Raw genomic sequence first — 20243 nt, 5'->3', positions numbered from 1 at the left:
CAAGCATTCGGAGGATCTCATGACCGACACAGCAGCACTCACCGTCACGACGACCGCCTCAGAGTTCAACGTCGAAATCTGGCTCGACGAGAACTGGAATCCGGATATCCAGGTCGGCGAATGGTGGGCACTCCTCGCCAGCGCAGCGCTCGCCCAACCGACCTTGCCACCGCCCCACGGGCGCGGGTGGTCACGTGCACGCGCCAGTGATCTCGCCCAAGCAATGGTCGCCAGAGGCGCACTCGGACCCCCAGCTGGAATCGGCATGATGCTGGCTGCCCCAACGTTGCTCGCTCACGGTTCGCCGGAACTGATCGGGCAGTACGTGCCGCAAATTCTCAACGGTCAACACGGCTGGTGCCAACTCTTCTCCGAGCCCGGTGCCGGCTCCGATCTCGCCGGACTGCAAACACGCGCCGAGCGTGACGGAGACGAGTGGATCATCTCCGGGCAGAAGGTGTGGACGTCGATGGGCCAGTGGGCCGACTATGGCATCCTCATTGCCCGCACCGACCCTGATGCCCCTAAACATCGCGGCATCACCTACTTCGCGTTCCCGATGAGACAGGACGGCGTCGAAGTGCGGCCCTTGCGCGAGATGACCGGGCGCGCTCTGTTCAATGAGGTATTCATCGACGAGGCCCGAGTCCCCCATGATCATGTCATTGGCGACGTGGGCGACGGTTGGCGCGTTGCCAACACCACGTTGATGTTCGAACGCAACAGCATCGGTGGCGAGAACGTCGCCGCGCCGAGTGCAGCGCTGGCCGGCACGATTGCAGGGCACCTGAAGCGGCCGGCCGGATCATTCGGCGGCCAGACCCCGGCGCTCGGCGGCGGCATGGTGGGCCCAGGCCAAGTGAAGCAGCTGATCCAGTTCGCTCGCGACACCGGCAGCATCGATGACCCGACGATTCGCCAAGATCTGATCCGCCTGCACACGTTGTTGCAGATCACGGGGTGGCATGTCAGCCGAATGAAGTCCGGCAGCGCCGCAACCGGAAGTGAGGGCAACCTGATGAAGCTGCGCAACAGCGACATCACGCGCCTCGCTCGCGAGGTCGGTTGCCGGATTCTGGGCGCGGGTGCCATGTTGACCGGCCCAGACAGCCCCACCGGTGGAGCGATTCAGGAGCTCGCCGTGTTCTCACCTGCCCCGGCCATCTACGGCGGTAGCGACCAAGTACAGCGCAACATCATTGGCGAACGCGGCCTCGGCCTGCCCAAAGAACCGGGCCCAGATCGCAACACGCCGTTCAGTGAACTACCGAAGAACGGCTGAGCGGAGCAATCGTCATGGGGCCGTTGGAAGGTTGCACGATCATTGAACTGGGCGGTATCGGTCCGGCCCCGTTCGCCGGCTGTTGCTGGCCGACATGGGCGCCGACGTTATTCGCGTCGACCGGACCAGCACTGGCCATGATCTCGGGATAGCGGTCCCTCGTCAATACAGCGTGCTGCTGCGCAGCCGGCGCACGATCCGGATCAACCTGAAGGATCCCCGCGGCGCAGGCGTTTTGTTGCGTCTCGTCGAGGGCGCTGACGCGCTCATCGAGGGCCTTCGTCCGGGTGTCGCGGAACGGCTCGGTGTCGGGCCCGAGGAGTGCCTCGCGAGAAACGAGCGGCTGGTATTCGGCCGGATGACCGGCTGGGGCCAGGACGGTCCGCTCGCTCACGCAGCAGGACACGACATCAACTACATCGCACTCAGCGGCGCCCTCCATGCAATCGGCCCTCCCGGAGGTGCACCAACAGTTCCGCTCAACCTCGTCGGAGACTTCGGCGGTGGCGGCGCCTACTTGGCAATCGGTGTGCTCGCGGCGATGCTGTCTGCTCGAACGACTGGACGGGGTCAGGTCATCGACGCAGCGATGACCGACGGATCGGCTTCGCTGATGAGTGCGATCTACGGCATGCACGGCTCGGGCCTGATCAATGACGAGCGTGGCAGCAACATCATCGACGGTGGAGCGTTCTTCTATGGGACGTATCAGACCGCTGACGGTGGTTGGGTATCGATCGGTTCGATCGAACGACGGTTCTACGACGAACTGATCACCACGCTTGAACTGGACCCTTCAGACTTCCCGGATCGCGATGATCGGACGCGGTGGCCGGAGTATCGCGAACGTGTCAGCCTCGTGTTCATGACCAAGACACGTGATGAGTGGACGGCGCTGATGGAAGGTACCGATGTCTGTTTCGCGCCGGTGCTGAGCTTGGCCGAAGCCCCTCACCATCCCCACAATCAGGCCCGTGGCACGTTCGTTGATGTTGATGGTGTTGTCCAGCCAGCGCCTGCACCGCGCTTCAGCGCGACACCGACAAGCATCCCCGGCGCACCGACTGCGTCAGGTACCCATACCGATGAGATCATGCGCTCGTCCGGCTATGACGACGGCGAGATCGCCGAACTCCAACAAGCCGGGATCATCGGCGGGGCCGGTCGGCCATGAGTGCCGAGACGGTGGCCTCCGTGAAGGTCGGTACTAGCTTGCCGACGCTGCCCGCGAACGACCCGTTCGGGGCCTGGACGGCCGCGTTGCGGGCGCGTGCCGACGCCAAGCTCGATCACGTGATGGTCGGCGATCACGTCAGTTTCCATGTTGGCTTCGGAATGGATGGGCTGACATCTGCGGCAATGGTGCTCGCCGCCGAGCCCAGGTTGTCGGTCGAGATCGGTATCTATCTCCTCGCGCTCCGTCACCCCGTGCCGACAGCACGGCAGTTGGCAACCATCTCGGAGTTGGCGCCCGGACGCCTGACGGTCGGGGTGGGCGTCGGCGGAGAGGATCGGCACGAGATCGAGATCTGCGAGATCGATCCTGTCACGCGAGGCGCGCGTCTCGACGAGTGCATGCGCGTGGTCCGGGAGTTGTCCACCGGCGAGAAAGTCACGTTCCACGGCACGCACATCAACGTGACCGACGCCCAGATCCTGCCAGCAATTCAGCCGGCGATCCCGCTGATCGTCGGCGGGCGCTCCGCCGCAGCGGTCCGCCGCGCCGGGGTTCTCGGTGATGGATGGATCGGGATCTGGACCTCACCGAGCCGCTTCGCCCGGGTCGTCGACGAAACAGCCGAAATCGCCGCTGAATCCGGTCGCGGCGACGTTTCCTGGAAGCACGCGATGCAGGTCTGGTGCGCGTTCGGTGAGCCCGACGTCGCCCGTGATCGACTCGCCCGGTCCATGGAAAAGCTGTATCGGGTCCCGTTCGAGAAGTTCGAGCCGTACAGCCCGTCAGGATCACCCGCCGACGTCGCCGAGTTCCTCTGGCCATACGTCGATGCAGGCTGTCGATCATTCAACCTGCTCACGGTCGGGCCCGACGCGGCATCCGTCGACGGCGCTGCCGAGGTTCGCTCTCTGCTGAATACGTGTCGGTAACGTTGGAACGCCTCCGCTGGTGATCCCTGGACTCGTAAGGTGGACGAATGAGCTCTTCTGCTGGTGACCGCCTGCCCGCAGTGTTCATACCCCACGGCGGTGGGCCGTGCTTCTTCATGGACTGGACCATGGGACCCGCCGACACGTGGGACAAGATGGCGGAGTTTCTGCGATCGTTCGACGACGTCGTTGGCACTCGCCCCGAGGCGATACTGGTGATCTCTGGGCACCACGAGGGCGACACCGTCGAGATCATGTCGTCGCCGGCCCCACCGATGCTGTTCGACTACGGCGGGTTCCCGCCCCACACCTACGAGCTCACCTACCCGGCTCCGGGCTCGCCTGAAGTCGCAGAGCGGGTAGCCGATCTACTCGACGACTCGGCGATAGCACACCGCTTCGACCCGCAACGAGGATTCGATCACGGCGTGTTCGTCCCGTTCCTGTTGATGTACCCACACGCCGACATCCCGGTCGTGCAAATGTCGCTCCAGTCAGATCTCGACCCGGAGTTCCACCTCAGGTTGGGCCGAACTCTCGCACCCCTGCGCGACGAGGGAGTTCTCATCATCGGCACCGGGATGAGCTATCACAACATGGGCCGTTTCGGGACCGAGCAATCCAGACGAGACTCCGTGGTCTTCGACGAATGGCTCACCCGAGCCTGCACAGCCGACCCAGCTCAGCGCCACCAATCGCTCACGCAGTGGGCTGATGCACCCGCAGCTCGAGCTTCGCACCCTCGAGAAGAACACCTGCTGCCGCTGATGGTCGTCGCTGGCGCAGCAGGCAACGACGCCGGACGCCGAGTCTTCACCGACGAAGTCATGGGTGCCCACGTCTCGGCCTACGCGTTCGGTGAGCGCGCTTCGGTGAACATCGAAGCCTGACGGTGGCCTCAGCGACTCGCTGAAGAGTTCCCGGCAAGATGGAACCCAGCGGACCCCGTGGGACATGACACGGCCTGCGATGGCGATCAGCTCAGATCAACTCGGAATCGACCGTGCGCCTCGCACCAATCGACCGGGGAACTCGCCAGTCGATTGGCCCGATTCGTAAATCGGGACGCCGGACACGATGGTGTGCAGATAGCCGTCTGCGCGTTGAAGAAGTCGCCGGCCTCCCGCAGGGAGATCGAAGTGCATTTCCGGGCTGGCGATCGACAGTCGTTCGAAATCGATCACGTTGACGTCGGCTTTGTAGCCAGGTGCCAGGACGCCTCGATCGCGCAAGCCGAGCGCCCACGCAGTGTCGCGGCACTGCGCTTGCACGACGAATGGCACCGTCAGTTGTTCGCCGTCGCGGTCGCGGCACCAGTGGGTGAGCAGTGTCGTGGGAAACGAGCCGTCGCTGATCGTGCCGACGTGTGCTCCACCATCACTCAGTCCCGGAACTGTTCGAGGGTGCAGCAGCATCTCGCGCACCGCGTCGAGGCGACCGTCGACGTAGTTGAGCGCAGGAATGTACAGAAAGAGTCGACCGACATCACGCAGGAGCAGGTCGTACACGTACTCCAGTGGTTCACGGCCGGCCCGACCGGCCTGTGCGGCAACGTTGGTGCTCGGGTCGGGTTCGTAGTCGGGCGGGTCACCGAGCACGAACATGTTCTCGAAGATCCGAACGATCCCACCTCCGACTTTCGACTTGTCGCGTTGGCCTTCGTCGGCGGCAAGCAAGCGCTCCTTGAACGCTGGATCACCCATGACAGCGACTCGAGCAGCCACGTCGAGGTCGGCGACTTCCATGTAGACCGGGTTGGCCATGAACGGGTTGAGTGTTCCCTGTAGCCCGAGCAGCAAGCCGATGCCGCGTGTGGCGACCTGGCCCCGGATTTCGAGACCATCGGCATGTGCTTCATCGAGCAGATTCAACATGCCGCGATAGCCATCGGGGTCACGCGGCGATTGGACCAAGGTGAACGAAGCCGGACGACTCGACGCCTCGACCATCGCGCGGAGATTGCCGAACTCGTCGCTGACGTCGATGAAGTCGGAGACGAGTTGGAGCACTCCGGTACCGGCCCGGCCAACACCGCGCGCGATCCCCACCAGTTCCTCTCGCGCCGCTTTCAGCGTTGGGGTCGGATCGCCACGGCTCGTGCGATGGTTCAACGTGCGCGACGTCGTGAAGCCGAGCGCACCTGCTTCGATGGCCTCTTTGGCGAGTTCGGCCATCTCCTCGATTTCTTGCGGTGTCGCCTTGTCGCCGTCGGCTCCGCGGGCGCCCATCACGAAGAGCCGCAGCGCTCCGTGGGGCACCTGCGCCGCAACGTCGATGTCGTGGGGAATCGAATCGACAGCGTCGAGGTATTCCCCGAACGTGGACCAGTTCCAAGCGAGACCTTCGTGCAACGCTGCGCCGGGGATGTCTTCGACACCTTCCATCAACTCGATGAGCCGTTGATGATCTCGATTGTGCACGGGAGCGAAACCAACGCCACAGTTGCCCATCACGACCGTGGTGACGCCGTGGACCGATGATGGTGCGAGTTGTTGGTCCCATGTGGCTTGACCGTCGTAGTGGGTGTGAACGTCGACCCAACCCGGCGTGACCAGGGAACCGTCGGCATCGATTTCTCGCCGACCGGTCTGCTCGACGTGTCCGACAGTGACAATCGTGTCGCCGACGATCGCCACGTCGGCCTCGCGTTCGGGGCCGCCGTTGCCGTCGACGACGATGCCTCCTCGGATCACGAGATCCGGCTGTGGTCCTGTCATTTGAGTCCCCTTCGTGTTCGAGATTTGTCCGGCGCCGCGCTACTCGAGAAGAGAGTTGAGCGATCGGTGAAAGTGTTGTAGCGCCGGCTCGTTGCGTCCGAACACGACGTGATCTTGGGCTCTCGTGTGGTAGCCGCGCTGGATACCTGCCGCTGTCGCGAAGTCTTCGGTGTCGGTGACGCTGACGAGTAGCTCGAAATTCTTAGCCCAGTACCTCTCGGTTCGTTCCGACTTCGGCGGGGTATAGAGCGACACGCTGAGGTGGGCCTCGTCGGCGGTGGCCCCTGGCCGACTCTGGTAGAGCTGCACGTGGTCCTGCTGATGGATCAGCACGGTGTTCGGCACGAGGAACCAGAGGATCGTCGCGTGTGGCAGCAACTCATCGGCGGTGCCATCGGCCGGGTCGAGTTGATCGATCGACTTGCGTGTCGAGATCATCCGCCCGTGTAGCCCGGTCGCGTCGAACACCGAGAAGTCGTCGTGAATCATCGGCGCCAAGGTGTTTCTGTGCAGCGTCGACAGGTGGTAGGCCTCACAGAAGGTGTCGACGGCGAGTTTCCAATTGATCGGTCGAGTGAACGTGGTCGAATCGAACAGTCGATACCCGGCAAGGTCGAATGGGGCGAGTTCTGCCTCGGCACCTTGCAGCGGATCCGGTGGGATCTCGACATCGGGATCTCCAGCGACCCAGATGATCCCGTGTTGCTCGAAGACGGGGAGTGAGGTCAACGACTCGCTCGGTGCTCCGTCGAAGTATTCGTCGCGGCGCCGAGCCGCCAACGTTCCGTCGAGGTGATATGTCCAGCCGTGATACGGGCAGGCCAGACGAGCAGCTTCGCCGCAACCAGAGGTGATCTCCGAACCTCGGTGGCGACAGACATTGAACATTGCCGAGACGTGCCCGTCGCTGTTGCGCGTGACAATCACAGAGGAGCCGCCGACGTCCACTGTCGCGTACGACCGATTGGTCGGCAACAGCCCGGACAGACCGACAACGGTCGGTGCGCTGCTGAGTAGTCGGCGTTCCACAGCAAGCCGGTCCGGGTCGGTATAGGTCGCTGTTGGCAGCGCCATTGTCGCCTCGGCCTCGTCAGTCGCCCTGCCGGCACGGCGGTGGGCGTTGACCCGTGCGAGAAGTTCGCGTTGTCGTTCGGGGCGCATCGGTTCAGCTTGCTACGACGTCGGGTTCGGCTGCAGCCTTGGACTCGATTGCGGTGACGATGAAGTCGTCGAAGTCGGGCTCACGGGTCATCAGCCAGTAGTCGACGAGACGGAATGGCATCGGCGAGCGGACTTTGCCGAACTGGTTGCGGTAGTAGGTGCGCGTGCCCTCGTGGGTCCAGATCAGTTGCTCGTGCATCTCGTCGATTCGTTCTGTGTAGGCGCGGCGTACTTCAGGTCGCACTTCGACAGTTTCAACGCCCTCGTCTGCCATGTTGACGATGCATTTGGTGATGTAGTGCGTTTGTGTTTCGGCCAACCAGATGCCGCTCCCGCCATGACCCATGTTGGTGTTGGGGCCGTACATGACGAAGAAGTTCGGAAACTCCGGCACGGTGATGCCCAGGTGTGCGGTCGGGTTTTCGTGGGCCCAGTCATCGGCCAGTCGGCGCCCGTTGCGCCCTGTGACGTTGAGCCGTGCGGCCAGATTCGTCACCGTGAAGCCGGTGGCCATGATCATCACGTCGAGTTCGTGTGCAACCCCGTCGGCAGTGACACAACCAGTTGGCGTGAAGTGATCGATGCCATCGGTGACCAGTTCGACGTGCGGTTCGCACAGCGTGTCGAACCAACCGTTGTCGATCAGGATCCGCTTGCCGAACGGCGGGTACGTCGGGGTGCATTTGTCGATCAGGTCGGGGCGGTCGCTGAGCTTTTCGGCGATGTAGTCGGCCATCTCCACACGGTGGCGTTCGTTGATCCGGTTCAGTGATCGATCAGGATGCTCCCAGCTCGGATCCTTCTTCAAGAACCGCAAGAGGCCGTCGCCGTATCGCCAGAACTGGGCGAACCGATACCAGCGGTCGTAGTACGGCACGTTGTCGAACAGCCATTGCGACTCGGTGACAACCGGGAGGTTGTACTCCGGTATCGGGCGGGCCCATTGGGGCGTCCGTTGAAAGATCGTGAGCGAGTCGACCTCGCTGGCGATGGTGGGCACGACTTGCATCGAGGACGCGCCGGTACCGATGATGCCGACTCGTTTGCCGGCGAGGTTCGCGTTATCTGGCCATCGAGCGGTGTGGAAGATCTCGCCTGCGAACTCACTCTGGCCAGGGAACTCGGCAACGGTTGGTTGGTTGAAGTGACCTGACGCCGACACGAAAACGGCCGCCGTTTCAACCCGTTCGATTCCGTCGGGTCCACGAACGGTGACATTCCATCGGCTCGAGTCTGGGTCCCACGATGCGGACGTGACCGCTGTGTCGAACTCGATGCGATCCCGAATCCCGAACGCCGTCGCACAATCCTCGACGTACGTTTGCAGCTCATCTCGCGGTGAAAAGAAGTGTTTCCACTCCGAGTTCGGGGCGAACGAGTACGAGTAGAAGTGATTCGGTGTGTCGACACCACAGCCGGGATACCGATTCTCGAACCAGGTACCGCCGACCTCGGCGTTCTTTTCGAACACGCGGTACCCGATCCCAAGTCGACGAAGCTTCGCGGCGAGGCACACTCCCGACACTCCGGCGCCGACGATGATCACGTCGTGCTGATTCTCCGACGCGTCACCGTCGGGCCAGTCGACGTCGTTGGGTTCGAACCCCATGTCCTGGCGAATGAGGGCGATGTATTCGGCGGGTACCTGCTCGCCGAGGAAGATGGAGATCAATTCGCCGAATCCGTCAGCGCCCGGGTCATCGACTGCCGGCGTGCGTCGTTCGAGGCTCAACCAGTCCTCGGCAGCCTGACGAATCTCGGCAGACACCGCCTCGTCGAAGCCCGCGTCGGGGTCCGCGATCAGACGAACATCGCGCATGGGCCGATACGGCGGCTCGAGCCACTTTCGGTCGCCGGTCATGTGAAAGAGACACATGACCAGCACCCTGAGGTCAGCCTCGGCGAGCGAGGCTGCGATACCGGTTTCAGACATGTCGGCCGCCGAGGTCAGGACGTGGTGCGGTCGTTGCCATGATGATCGAATCGATCAAGCGACGCTGGACGACAGCAGGGCGCTGAGGTCGATGCCATAGAGGGCAGCGACATTGCCGCACAGAATTGCTTCGGTTTGTTCGGCGGTCAGCTTCTTGGTCTGCTCGTCGAGCATTTCTTGCGACCACGGCCATGTCGAGTCCGAGTGGGGGAAGTCGTTCGCCCACATCAGGCGTCGCCAGTTCATCTGGTCGGCCTGAGAGAACGCCGTCCAGTCGTCTTGGAACGTGACGTAGATGTGCTCCGCAAAATACTCAGACGGCAGCCGGCTCAGTGACACGCCTGGTTGCAGCCAGTTGCGGTGACGGTTGTACGCATGATCCATCCGATACATGTAATGGGGCACCCAGCCGGCATCGGCCTCGACACACACCACCTTCAAGTTCGGATGACGGTCGAAGACCCCGCCGAACACCAGCGTGCCCATGATGTCCTGAATACTCCGGATGATCGACATGAAGCTGTTGAGACGAGGGCCGCGCCAACCGCCGCCCTTGGCAGTCAGGATGTGAAAACTGAGCGGCAGACCCAGTGCCACTGCTGCCTCCCAGAACGGATCCCAGATCGGATCGTCGTAGTCCTCCTCGGTGCCCGGGTTCCCCGGCATCATCACACCGCGCAGCCCCGCCGCCTTGATCGCTTCGATGTCGGCAATACCCTCCTCGACCGATCGCAGCGCCGTCTGGCCACAACCGAGCAACCGATCAGGCGACTCCGAGCAATACTCGGTGATCCACTTGTTGTACGCGTTGAAGCACGCCCGCTTGTAGTCCACGTCCGGGTGCCCACACAACACCATGCCAACCGTCGGATAGATCACCTCGGCCGCAACCCCATCGCGGTCCTGGTCGGCGAGCCGTTTGGTCGCGTCGTAGCCCGACTGATGGAGTTCGTCGAACTTGACCCCCTCCTGGACGAGTTCTTCGGCTGGCTTTCCCGCAGCCGCTACGAGACCCATCGGGACAGTCGACTTCATACCCGGCACCACGTACACATCGCCGCGAACTGGATCGTTGATCAGGTTCGGCGCCTGATCTCGATACGCCGGGTCGATGTTGGCGATGTAGCAGTCGGGCGGCTCGGTGATGTGCGAGTCGGCGCTGATCACCGGAAAATTGAAAGACATGAGGGTCCCTTCGTGTGGATCTCGCTGACCTTAGATGGTTTGCCGTCGATGAGACAAGACGCAGGTTGTGTTTTATGCCGACCTTGGGAACAACGCCACACAAGTCGGCGCTCTTTCAACGGCCACTGAAGTTCGGGGGTCGCTTTTCGATGAATGCGCGCGGACCCTCGATCGCGTCGGCGGACGCCATCACCACACCGGCCGCTCTCGATTCGACTTTGTAGGCGTCATCGAACGGAAGGCCGTTGGAGGTGATCATGACTTCCTTTGCCTTGCGCATTGCGAGCGGCCCGTTCTCAGCCATTCGCCGCGCGAGCTTCTGTGCCTCGTGCATCACCTGGTTGGATGGAACGAGCCGGTTGACCAGACCCATCTCGGCAGCCGATTGGGCACTGATCCTGTCGCCGACCAGCACGATTTCGGCGGCCTTGGCCCACGGCACCTGACGCGCGAGCTTGGCCAGCCCGCCGCCGGCTGGAATGATCCCGCGAGAGACCTCGGTGAGGCCGAACTCGCTGTCATCGGCCGCTATGCGCAAATCAGTTCCGAGCACCAACTCGGTGCCTCCAGCGAGCGCAAACCCGCGAACGGCGGCGATCACCGGCACCGAGAAATCCGTGCGTCGCAAGAGCGCCTTGTCCAGCAATCTGAGGTCGCCGTGAAGGCGTTCGTCCCATTCGTCCTCGGGCGATCGGGCGCCGGTGAACAGCGGGATGAGCTGCCCCAGGTCGGCACCTGTGCAGAAAGCTCGTTCGCCGGCGCCCGTGACGATCGCAACTCGGATCGTCGGGTCGGCCGCGAGTTGGTCCCAGGCATCGGCGAGCCGGCACACAAGTTCCGGATTCAACGAATTCAGCTTGCTCGGCCGATTCAACGTCAGCGTGGCAATGCCATCGTCGATGTCGACCAGCAACGCTGGCTCAGTTGGGTCCGCAGATTTCGTCGGGTTCGTCATAGTCGTTTCTCCTCCTTGGGAGCATCCCACCGAGATGAGACACAGAACGTCGTGCTGATCGTTTCCCACGCGGCCAATCCGCCGCGTCCGGCCCCGAGCGGTTCACGATTGATAGGCCGCCAGATCCGGTTCGGCCATCACTTCACGGAACCGCGAGAACTTCCATGGCCAGGCCGCTGGAATTCCTCGATCGTCGAGATACCAACTGTTGCAGCCAGTCACCCAGACAGTTGACTTCGCAGCCTCGATCCGGAGCTCCTCGTGTTCGCGCATCGCCCGTTCGGTTGCGTGGATTTCTTGCGACGCTCCGGACTGCAACCGTGAGACCAGCTTCATGATGTACGCCATCTGGATCTCGGCCACCTGGATGAGTGAGAAGTTGCCCACTGGACCGTTTGGCCCGTTGAGCATGAACAAGTTCGGGAACTCGGGCATCGACACAGACAAATAGGCCACTGGTCCGTCAGCCCATACGTCGGCGAGTGATCGCCCGCCAAGGCCGAAAATCTCCATCGGACGCATGAATCGATCGACTTCGAATCCGGTTGCGAGGACGATCACATCGAGTTCGTGCAGGCGACCGTCATCGGTCCGGATTCCACCGGGTTCGATGTGCTCGATCGACGACGTCACCAATTCTGCGTTGGGCTGCTGGATCGCTTGATAGAAGTCCCCAGACACGACCAGCCGTTTACACGCTGCGCGGTAATCGGGTTCGAGTTGCGCCCGAAGTGCTGGGTCAAGGACCTGGCCGTACAGGTGAGCCCGACACGTCTCTTCGATCTGGGCGAGCTGTTCGGACTCGGCATCGACGACGGCGTCAGCGAAGTTCTCGGCGAACGTCGTTTCAAGAAAATCTCGAAGTTCCTCCAACTGTTCAGGCCGGTCGCGGAACGTTGCCTTCTGGTCGTCTGAGAACGGTCGGTTGTCCATCGGCATCACCCACTGCGGGGTGCGCTGAAAGAGTTCGTAATGAGAGACTCGATCGACGAGCGCGCCGGTGATCTGGATCGCGGTCGAGCCCGTACCGATGACCCCGACACGCCGTCCCTCGAGTTCGACATCGTGGTTCCAGCGTGCACTGTGGAAGACATCGCCTCTGAAGTCATCAAGGCCGTCGAAGGCCGGTTGCTTCGGGTGATGCAAGACTCCGGTGGCCGCAATCACGATCTCGTAGTCGTCGACGTCACCGGCAGCTGTTTCCAATGACCACACCCCATTGGCGAACGTTGCCCTTTTGACTTCGTCCCCCAAACGCAGATGAGGCCTCACGCCGTAGTCGTCGGTGACCCGCTCGAGATATTCCTGAATCTCTTGCCCAGGTGAGAACATCCGGCTGAACTCCGGATTTGGGGCGAAGGAGTACGAGTACACGTGCGACGGCACATCGCATGCAATGCCCGGATATGAGTTGTCGCGCCACGTTCCGCCGATTCGGTCGCCCTTCTCGTAGCACACGACGTTCGAGATGCCTGCCTTGCGTAACTCGATCACGGCGAGGATTCCGGCGACGCCGGCCCCGATCACAGCAGCGCGTACGGGCCGGTCAGCCATCAGAACCGAGTTGTGTACCGACGAGTAGCGAGCTGAACGCAACACCCTTGTCGACGCTGGGTTCGCGGGGGAGCCCGAGGACTCGTTCGCCGATGATGTTCCGTTGAATCTGGTCGGTTCCGCCGCCGATCGAAATGAGGTATGACGAGAACCCAATGTCGTGCATGCGACCACCCAACGGAGCGTCGTCGCCCCACAGCGTTGTGTCTGCGCCGCACACTCGGAACATCGTCTCGCGCAGCGTCCTCAGGAGATGACTTGCGGCAAGCTTGCCAACAGAGACCTCGGGTCCAGGACGGCCACCCCGCTCGATTGCTCCCTTGACGCGAAGATCGGTAAACCGTGCGATTTCGAGCAGTGAGTGAATGGTCGCCCATTCCTGCCGGAAGATGGGGTCATCGGCACGCCCGTATTGTCTGATGAGACTCAGCAACAGTGCACCAACACCGCCCGATGACGCTCCGTCACTTGGCTTGACCTCGCGCACGAGGTCGCCCGCTCGCGCAGTGAGATCGAACTTGGTGATCGACATGCCGCCGCCGGAACTGCCGAACGACCCCGCGCTGAGCATCGTTCGCTCGTTTGCGAGGGTCGTGAGTGCCACCGCCCAGCCAGACCCGACAGCGTCAAGGGTGTTCTCGACCGGAACGATCGCATCGGTGAGGAACACCTCGTTGAAGATCGAGCGACCGGTCATCTCCCGAATCGGACGAATCTCGATGCCGGGCTGATCCATTTCGATGACCATGTACGTGAGGCCTTGATGTTTCGGCAGGTCTGGATTCGTGCGAGCGACGAGGATGCCGTACTTCGCGATGTGCGCTCCCGAAGTCCAGACTTTCTGACCGTTGATGACCCACTGATCGCCGTCGCGCACCGCCTTGGCCTGCAGTGACGCCAGGTCCGAACCCGAACCCGGTTCGCTGAACAGCTGGCACCAGATCTCGCCGCGGACGATGCCTGGAAGGAAACGATCTTTCTGCTCCGCGGTACCGTGCGACAAGATTGTCGGCCCAGCGAGGTTCGCAGCAATCCCGGCGGGCGGTCCCAATGCCCCGACCTCGCGACGCGCCAGATTCACGAGTGGTGCGTCGTGCGCGCTGACTTCACGCCCGTAGCGGTCTTCTGGCCAGGTCGGAAATCCCCAGCCCGATTCAGCCAACAGTGACCACCAAGCCCCGAGTTCGAGATTCGGGTCCCAGTTCGCCTCGAACCAAGCGCGTGCAGCGGCGGCCACATCGGCCCCGGCGTCGGAGGACGAATCCACTCGCAGATCATTGTTCATGCGACATATCATGTCAGATGTCTCTCAGTGAGGGCAATCCGAGTCGCTGTCGACGACCAACTTCGTCAGGTGGACAAACGGTCGAGAGGAACCGAGATGAACAAACCTTCGCTCTCGGCGAACCGTTGCCCGTCACATGTTGCCTCCCCATCGATCCACAGCTTTCGACCGTCGCGGTCGCGGAGCCGGGCGCGGAACTCCAACTCAGTGCCAAGGGGCGTCGGGGCCAAATAGGACACCGCGAGGCGACCGGTGAAGGCCGGGGTTCGGACCATCGACAATACGAAACCCATGACGTCGTCGAAGACAGCAGCGACGATGCCGCCGTGGGCCCGGCCAGGTGCCCCTTCGAAGGCAGCACCGAACGACACGGTCGCAACGGCGTCATCGCCCTCGCGGTGACACGTGATGGCGATACCCATCGGGTTCGCCAAACCAGACACAATGCAGTCCGGATAGTGTTCCATCGTTGCCCCGTCGGCCGGAACGTCGTCGAAGAGTCGGCGCTTCATGTCACTGACTGGTCTCGATCGGCACGGCGCCGAGTCCAGTTCGGCGGTGGCCTCAGAGACAAATGCTGTGATGCGATCGAGTAGCCGATCGTCGGCCGCATGCCCGACGATTGAGTGGCCGAGTTCGCGAAGTGCGGTCGCGCACGCGATCCGGCTCTCGGTTGCCGCCGCTGGGATCTCGGACTTCGTCGCGTCAGTCATGGCGAGAAGTGCTAGCACGCGATCTCACCACGGTTTCAAACGGCCGCTGCGGAGACGTCTCCGTGTACGTCCCGGTTCGGGACGCGCCGTCGATGCGTTCTGACCACCTGGAACTACCCGGATCCAATCAAGGGCGGCGTTGCCTTGAATACGACAAGCTCCGACTTTTGTATCAGGCTGGCACCGCACTAGCTTTCAGGATCACTGCAACACCGTCGAGAACGAGAGGCCGATGACCGAACTTGAATTTGAACAGGTTGGATTCGTCACCGTCGTCGAGATCCGGTGACCGCCCCACAACTTTCTCGACAGCGCACTCGTGAGCGACCTGGCGATCGCATTCGAACAGCTCGACGCTGACCCCGACTGCCGAGCCCTCGTGCTTGCCGCCGCGGGGACGTCGTTTTGTGCGGGCGGCGACTTCGCTGGCCAGGCTCCCGATGCCGAGTCGTTTTCGGGGTCGTCCAGCAGCGCAATCGATGCAGATACCCATGGCATCGTCGACGCTGGCTCGCTGTATGAAACGGCGCTTCGTCTGTTCGCGATCACCACGCCGGTGGTCGCGGCTGTCCACGGCTCGGCGATCGGTGGAGGGCTTGGTCTGGCATTGACGGCAGACTTCCGGGTCACGTGCCCGACAGCCAGATGGTCGGCCAACTTCAGCCGACTCGGCTTCCACCCTGGGTTTGCGTTGTCGATCACGTTGCCCGAACTCGTCGGAACACCCCACGCCCGACGGCTGCTCTATACGGGCGCTCGCATCAACGGTGACGAAGCCGTCGAGATCGGGCTCGCCGACGAATGTGTTGCTGCAGATGCGGTTCGGACGCGGTCGATCGAGTTCGCCAGCGAGATCGCATCTGGCGCGCCGCTGGCTCTCCAGGCAATCAAGTCAACGTTGAATCGCGGTCGAGCCGATTTGCTCGGACGCGCTGTCGAGCACGAACTTGCCGAGCAGGTCCGTCTCCTTGCCACGAGCGATGCTCGCGAAGGCATTGTCGCGTACGCGGCCCGGCGCCCACCGAAGTTCCTGGCCCGATGAGAGGCCCCACGTCGGTGTTCGGATTGAACAGACACGAGACATACACGACGCACCTGACAAGATCTGTCGCACGTGCCAGAATGAGTATCCACAGCGAGGGGAGCACAGATGTATCCAGGCGTACATGCAACGACGAGGCCTGACCACCCAGCGGTCATCATGGGCCAATCAGGCGAGATCGTCACCTATCGCCAGCTCGACGAACGATCCAACCAGCTCGCTCGAGTGTGGGCCGACGCTGGACTCACCCGAGGTGATCACGTTGCGATCTTCAGCGAAAACCAGCCACGGTTCTTCGAAGTGATGTGGGCGGCGTTGAGGTCCGGACTGTATGTCACGACCATCAACAGCTACCTCTCCGCCGAAGAAGTTGCGTACATCCTCACCGACTCCGGAACACGATCGCTCGTCACGACCACAGCGAAAGCTGACGTCGCCGCCGATGCGCTCGGCGCTGCACCTGGTGTCGAACTGGCCCTACTGATTGGCGACCACGACCCGCGGTTCGTTGAGTACGTTCCAGCGATCGAAGCGATGCCGATCACACCACTCGCAGAGCAACCCTTGGGCGAGACCATGCTGTACTCGTCGGGAACCACCGGGCGCCCGAAGGGAATCAAGCGAGCACTCCGAGAAGCCACCATCGAGGAGGGAGTGTCGACCGGGAATCTGGTCGGTGGAATCTTCGGTATGAACAGCGACACCGTTTACCTCTCACCTGCGCCGCTCTACCATTCGGCCCCGATCGGGTTCAGTTTGGGTGTGCAGTCGTTGGGCGGCACAGTCGTCGCCATGGAGAAATTCGATCCGACCGAGGCACTCCGCCTCATCGAACTCCACCAGGTGACCACATCGCAGTGGGTTCCTACGATGTTCGTGCGCATGCTCAAGCTCAACGCCGAGGAGCGAAGCGCGTACGACTTGTCGTCGATGAGTATGGCAGTCCATGCCGCCGCACCATGCGCCGTCGAGGTCAAGCAGCAGATGATGGACTGGTGGGGTCCGGTGCTCTGGGAGTACTACGCCGGCACCGAACTGAACGGCTTCTGTCTCGTCAAGCCCGACGAGTGGCTTTCGCGACCGGGCACCGTCGGCCGAGCCTTGATTGGTTCGATCCACATCCTGGACGACGACGGGGAAGAGCTTGCCGCGAACGAGGCGGGCACGGTCTACTTCGGAGATGGTCCGGCCTACGAGTACCACAACGCTCCCGACAAGACCGAAAGCGCCAAAGACCCGCGAGGCCGAGGTTGGACAACGCTCGGCGACGTTGGTTACGTCGACGACGACGGATGGTTGTTCTTAACCGACCGCAAGGCGTTCATGATCATTTCTGGGGGCGTCAACATCTATCCGCAAGAGATCGAGGACTGTCTGGTGCTGCACCCCAAAGTCGCAGACATCGCCGTGTTCGGCATCCCCGACGACGAGATGGGCGAAGCGGTGCACGCCGCCGTACAGCCCGCAGAAGGGGTGCGCGGCGACGACGCCTTGGAGCGCGAACTACGCGCCTTCCTTCGTGAGCACATCGCCCACTTCAAGTGCCCAAGGGGGTTCGAGTTCCACGACGAACTCCCCCGCCTCCCGACCGGCAAGCTCTACAAGCACAAGTTGCGCGCACCGCACTGGGATTCGAAGAAACGAGACATCTCATGAAGTTCGACGTGATGACCGGCGGCCTACCGCTTCGCTCAATGGCCTCGTTCGCCGACGACGCAGCCCGTACCGGCTACTCCGGAATCGTGGTCACCGAAGGGGCGCGTACCGCATACATGGGATGTGGAGCGGCGGCACTCGCAGCGGAGATCGACATCCTGACCGGGGTCGCCGTGGCGTTCCCGCGCAGCCCGATGGTCACCGCTGAGATCGCGTGGGAGCTTGCTGAGGCAACCGCCGGACGCTTTCGTCTCGGGCTCGGCACCCAGGTGAAGGCCCACATCACTCGCCGCTACGGCTCCGAATTCGATCATCCCGGCCCGCGACTGAAAGAGTATGTGCAGGCCATGCAAGCCATCTTCCGGGCGTTTCGCGGCGATGAGCAACTCGCCGTCGACGGCGAATTCTTTCATCTCGACCTCCTGCCCGACCAGTGGTCCCCGGGCAGGATCGAAGCCGCAGATCCGCCGATCGACGTCGCGGCGGTCAACCCGTGGATGCTGCGGATGGCGGGTGAAGTAGCCGACGGTGTGCACGTCCATCCGCTGAACCACCCGACGTACATCACAGAGACGGTGTTGCCCAATCTCGCGGCTGGCGCCGCAGTGGCTGGACGAGATGCCGCGACGCTGGAAGTCATCGTGCCCACCTTCATCGTGCCCACTGACGGCGACGAAGCGAAGTGGCGTGAATTCGCTCGCATGCAGGTCGCTTTCTACGGGTCCACACCGAACTACGCGTTCATCTTCGAGCAACTTGGATTCGAGGGAACAACAGACCGTATTCGCGAGCGACAAAAGGCCCGAGATATGGCCGGCATGTCCGTCGAGGTCTCCGACGACCTGCTGTCCAACTTCATCGTGACAGGCGCATTCGACGAACTCGCTGACAAGATCCTCAGCCGCTACGACGGACTGGCAACTCGAGTTGTCAACTACTTCGGCGGCCTCGATTGGTCGAGCAATCCTGCATCGATGGCGAAGTGGGCCGAGGTCGCCCGTGGGGTCACGCATCCATGAACGAGGATCAACTCGACTTCGACATCGTCATCGTGGGCGCCGGTTTCGCCGGTGTCTTTCAGCTACACAAGCTCCGCGCATTGGGGTTCTCCGTTGTGCTGCTCGAAGCCGGTTCGGGGCTCGGCGGCATCTGGCATTGGAACTGTTACCCGGGAGCGCGAGTCGACTCACACGTCCCGGTGTACGAGTTCTCAGACGAGGAGCTGTGGCGCGACTGGTACTGGGACGAACGGTTTCCTGACTGGAAAGCGCTTCGCAGCTACTTCGCCTATCTCGACGACAAGTGGGACTTGAGCCGCGACATCAAGTTCGATACCCGAGTCACAGGAGCGACCTGGAACGAGGACGGCGCAACGTGGCACGTTGCCACGGACAAAGGCGACGCAGTGCGATGCCGGTTCATGGTGGTCTGCACCGGCTTCGCATCGAAACCTCATCTCCCCGACTTCGATGGGCTCGACGACTTCAGCGGCATCTCGACGCACACCGCCCGCTGGCCACAAGAAGGCATCGACATGACCGGCCTTCGCGTCGGCATCATCGGCACCGGAGCCAGCGGTGTGCAGGTCACCCAGGAAGCCGCGAAGGTCGCCGCGAGCGTGACCGTGTTCCAGCGGACCCCGATCATGGCGCTCGCCATGCAACAGCGCGCCCTCACCCGCGACGAGCAAGACCATGCCAAGGCCGGCTATCCCGCCATCTTCCAGACACGAACCGAAACGTTCGCCGGATTCGACATCATCCGAAGCGACCACGGCGCATTCGACGTCGATGACGACGAACGGCGCGCCGGCTTCGAACGGATGTGGCAAGCCGGGGGCTTCACGTTCTGGGCCGGGAACTATGGCGACGTCATGATCGACGAGGCAGCCAATCGAACCGCCTACGACTTCTGGCGCGGCAAAGTCCACGAACGGGTGAACGATCCCGCGGTCGCCGAAATTCTCGCCCCCACGGAACCGCCCCACCCGTTCGGCGTGAAACGGCCATCGCTCGAGCAGACCTACTACGACCTGTTCAACCAGGCCAATGTCACACTGGTTGATCTACAGGCGAACCCGATCAAACGGATCACGGCCGCCGGTGTACGGACCGCTGCCACCGAGCACGAGTTCGATCTCATCGTTCTCGCGACCGGATTCGACGCGGTGACGGGCGGTCTCACCAGCATCGACTTCGAAGGGACCAACGGACGCCGATTGAAAGCCTCGTGGGCCGATGGCGTCCACACCCACCTCGGACTCGCGAGCGTCGGTTTCCCGAACCTCATCTACCTGTACGGCCCACAAAGCCCGTCAGGCTTCTGCAACGGACCGACATGCGCCGAGGTCCAGGGCGGTTGGGTCATCGACTTACTCACCCATCTCCGCGACCGCGGCGTCACCCGCATCGAGGCCACCCAGGAGGCCGAACAGGCATGGAGTGAGCAGGTCGCGATGATCAGTGAGATGAGTCTGTTCACCAAAGCCGACTCCTGGTACATGGGCGCCAACATTCCTGGCAAGAAACGTGAGCTTCTCAACTATCCCGGCGGGATTCCGCTCTACGCCGACCAGTGCCGAACCAGTGCCGCAAACGGCTACAGCGGATTCGAACTCGCCAAGGGACCCACCCGTTCCACCGAAGCAGGATGAC

Annotated in this window: 16 protein-coding genes and 1 pseudogene; 9 read left to right on the top strand and 8 right to left on the bottom strand. The window is 62.5% G+C overall.

Annotation, left to right across the window (positions count from 1 at the left end):
• The first annotated feature begins 19 nt into the window (after positions 1–19).
• The 4 genes from ABJK40_RS12780 to ABJK40_RS12765 all read left to right on the top strand — a co-directional run bounded on the left by ABJK40_RS12780 (position 20) and on the right by ABJK40_RS12765 (position 4278).
• On the top strand, positions 20–1282 hold the full coding sequence (locus ABJK40_RS12780) for an acyl-CoA dehydrogenase family protein (protein ID WP_348479501.1): 1263 nt from the start codon (positions 20–22) through the stop codon (positions 1280–1282).
• A gap of 94 nt (positions 1283–1376) precedes the next feature.
• Positions 1377–2456, top strand: a complete 1080-nt coding sequence (locus tag ABJK40_RS12775) for a CaiB/BaiF CoA-transferase family protein (RefSeq protein ID WP_348479499.1) — start codon at positions 1377–1379, stop codon at positions 2454–2456.
• Between the two features lie 20 nt (positions 2457–2476).
• A complete protein-coding gene (locus tag ABJK40_RS12770) occupies positions 2477–3388 on the top strand; it encodes an LLM class flavin-dependent oxidoreductase (RefSeq protein WP_348510293.1) in 912 nt (303 codons plus the stop codon).
• A 47-nt stretch (positions 3389–3435) separates the two neighbouring features.
• Positions 3436–4278 (top strand): class III extradiol ring-cleavage dioxygenase, encoded by an 843-nt coding sequence (locus ABJK40_RS12765; protein ID WP_348479496.1) that lies wholly within the window; start codon positions 3436–3438, stop codon positions 4276–4278.
• A gap of 96 nt (positions 4279–4374) precedes the next feature.
• Here ABJK40_RS12765 and ABJK40_RS12760 read toward each other — a convergent pair whose 3' ends face one another.
• Genes ABJK40_RS12760 through ABJK40_RS12750 form a run of 3 tightly spaced genes read right to left on the bottom strand, consistent with a single transcriptional unit; the run spans position 4375 to position 8875 of the window.
• Positions 4375–6105, bottom strand: a complete 1731-nt coding sequence (locus ABJK40_RS12760) for an amidohydrolase family protein (protein ID WP_348479495.1) — start codon at positions 6103–6105, stop codon at positions 4375–4377.
• Between the two features lie 39 nt (positions 6106–6144).
• A complete protein-coding gene (locus ABJK40_RS12755) occupies positions 6145–7266 on the bottom strand; it encodes an aromatic ring-hydroxylating dioxygenase subunit alpha (RefSeq protein ID WP_348479494.1) in 1122 nt (373 codons plus the stop codon).
• Positions 7267–7270: 4 nt separating this feature from the next.
• Complete coding sequence (locus tag ABJK40_RS12750) at positions 7271–8875, bottom strand: NAD(P)/FAD-dependent oxidoreductase (protein WP_348510301.1); 1605 nt, start codon at positions 8873–8875, stop codon at positions 7271–7273.
• Between ABJK40_RS12750 and ABJK40_RS12745 the strand changes: the two genes are divergently transcribed.
• Positions 8816–9241 (top strand): hypothetical protein, encoded by a 426-nt coding sequence (locus tag ABJK40_RS12745; RefSeq protein WP_348479543.1) that lies wholly within the window; start codon positions 8816–8818, stop codon positions 9239–9241. The genes ABJK40_RS12750 and ABJK40_RS12745 overlap by 60 nt on opposite strands.
• Positions 9242–9253: 12 nt before the next feature.
• Here ABJK40_RS12745 and ABJK40_RS12740 read toward each other — a convergent pair whose 3' ends face one another.
• The 5 genes from ABJK40_RS12740 to ABJK40_RS12720 form a co-directional block, all read right to left on the bottom strand.
• Positions 9254–10384 carry an amidohydrolase family protein gene (locus tag ABJK40_RS12740; RefSeq protein ID WP_348479493.1) on the bottom strand — a complete coding sequence of 377 codons (1131 nt, stop codon included), beginning with the start codon at positions 10382–10384 and terminating at the stop codon, positions 9254–9256.
• Between the two features lie 115 nt (positions 10385–10499).
• Complete coding sequence (locus tag ABJK40_RS12735; protein ID WP_348479492.1) at positions 10500–11297, bottom strand: enoyl-CoA hydratase-related protein; 798 nt, start codon at positions 11295–11297, stop codon at positions 10500–10502.
• Positions 11298–11441: 144 nt separating this feature from the next.
• A complete protein-coding gene (locus ABJK40_RS12730) occupies positions 11442–12893 on the bottom strand; it encodes an NAD(P)/FAD-dependent oxidoreductase (RefSeq protein ID WP_348479491.1) in 1452 nt (483 codons plus the stop codon).
• Positions 12886–14178: an acyl-CoA dehydrogenase family protein gene (locus ABJK40_RS12725; RefSeq protein ID WP_348479490.1), complete on the bottom strand. Its 1293-nt coding sequence runs from the start codon at positions 14176–14178 to the stop codon at positions 12886–12888. Before ABJK40_RS12725 ends, ABJK40_RS12730 begins: the two co-directional genes overlap by 8 nt.
• A 65-nt stretch (positions 14179–14243) precedes the next feature.
• Positions 14244–14891 carry a PaaI family thioesterase gene (locus ABJK40_RS12720; RefSeq protein ID WP_348479489.1) on the bottom strand — a complete coding sequence of 216 codons (648 nt, stop codon included), beginning with the start codon at positions 14889–14891 and terminating at the stop codon, positions 14244–14246.
• A gap of 304 nt (positions 14892–15195) precedes the next feature.
• Between ABJK40_RS12720 and ABJK40_RS12715 the strand changes: the two are divergent.
• The 4 genes and pseudogenes from ABJK40_RS12715 to ABJK40_RS12700 all read left to right on the top strand — a co-directional run.
• A pseudogene (locus tag ABJK40_RS12715) lies at positions 15196–15933 on the top strand (enoyl-CoA hydratase/isomerase family protein); the annotation flags it as partial.
• A gap of 108 nt (positions 15934–16041) precedes the next feature.
• Positions 16042–17589, top strand: a complete 1548-nt coding sequence (locus ABJK40_RS12710) for an AMP-binding protein (protein WP_348479488.1) — start codon at positions 16042–16044, stop codon at positions 17587–17589.
• On the top strand, positions 17586–18608 hold the full coding sequence (locus tag ABJK40_RS12705) for a TIGR03617 family F420-dependent LLM class oxidoreductase (RefSeq protein ID WP_348479487.1): 1023 nt from the start codon (positions 17586–17588) through the stop codon (positions 18606–18608). The genes ABJK40_RS12710 and ABJK40_RS12705 overlap by 4 nt, the downstream gene beginning before the upstream one ends.
• Positions 18605–20242 carry an NAD(P)/FAD-dependent oxidoreductase gene (locus ABJK40_RS12700; RefSeq protein ID WP_348479486.1) on the top strand — a complete coding sequence of 546 codons (1638 nt, stop codon included), beginning with the start codon at positions 18605–18607 and terminating at the stop codon, positions 20240–20242. The genes ABJK40_RS12705 and ABJK40_RS12700 overlap by 4 nt, the downstream gene beginning before the upstream one ends.
• Position 20243: the final 1 nt, after the last annotated feature.

The organism is Ilumatobacter sp., from assembly GCF_039969435.1.
Taxonomy (GTDB): Bacteria; Actinomycetota; Acidimicrobiia; order Acidimicrobiales; family Ilumatobacteraceae; genus Ilumatobacter_A.
This window is presented reverse-complemented; position numbering and strand designations above follow the sequence as displayed.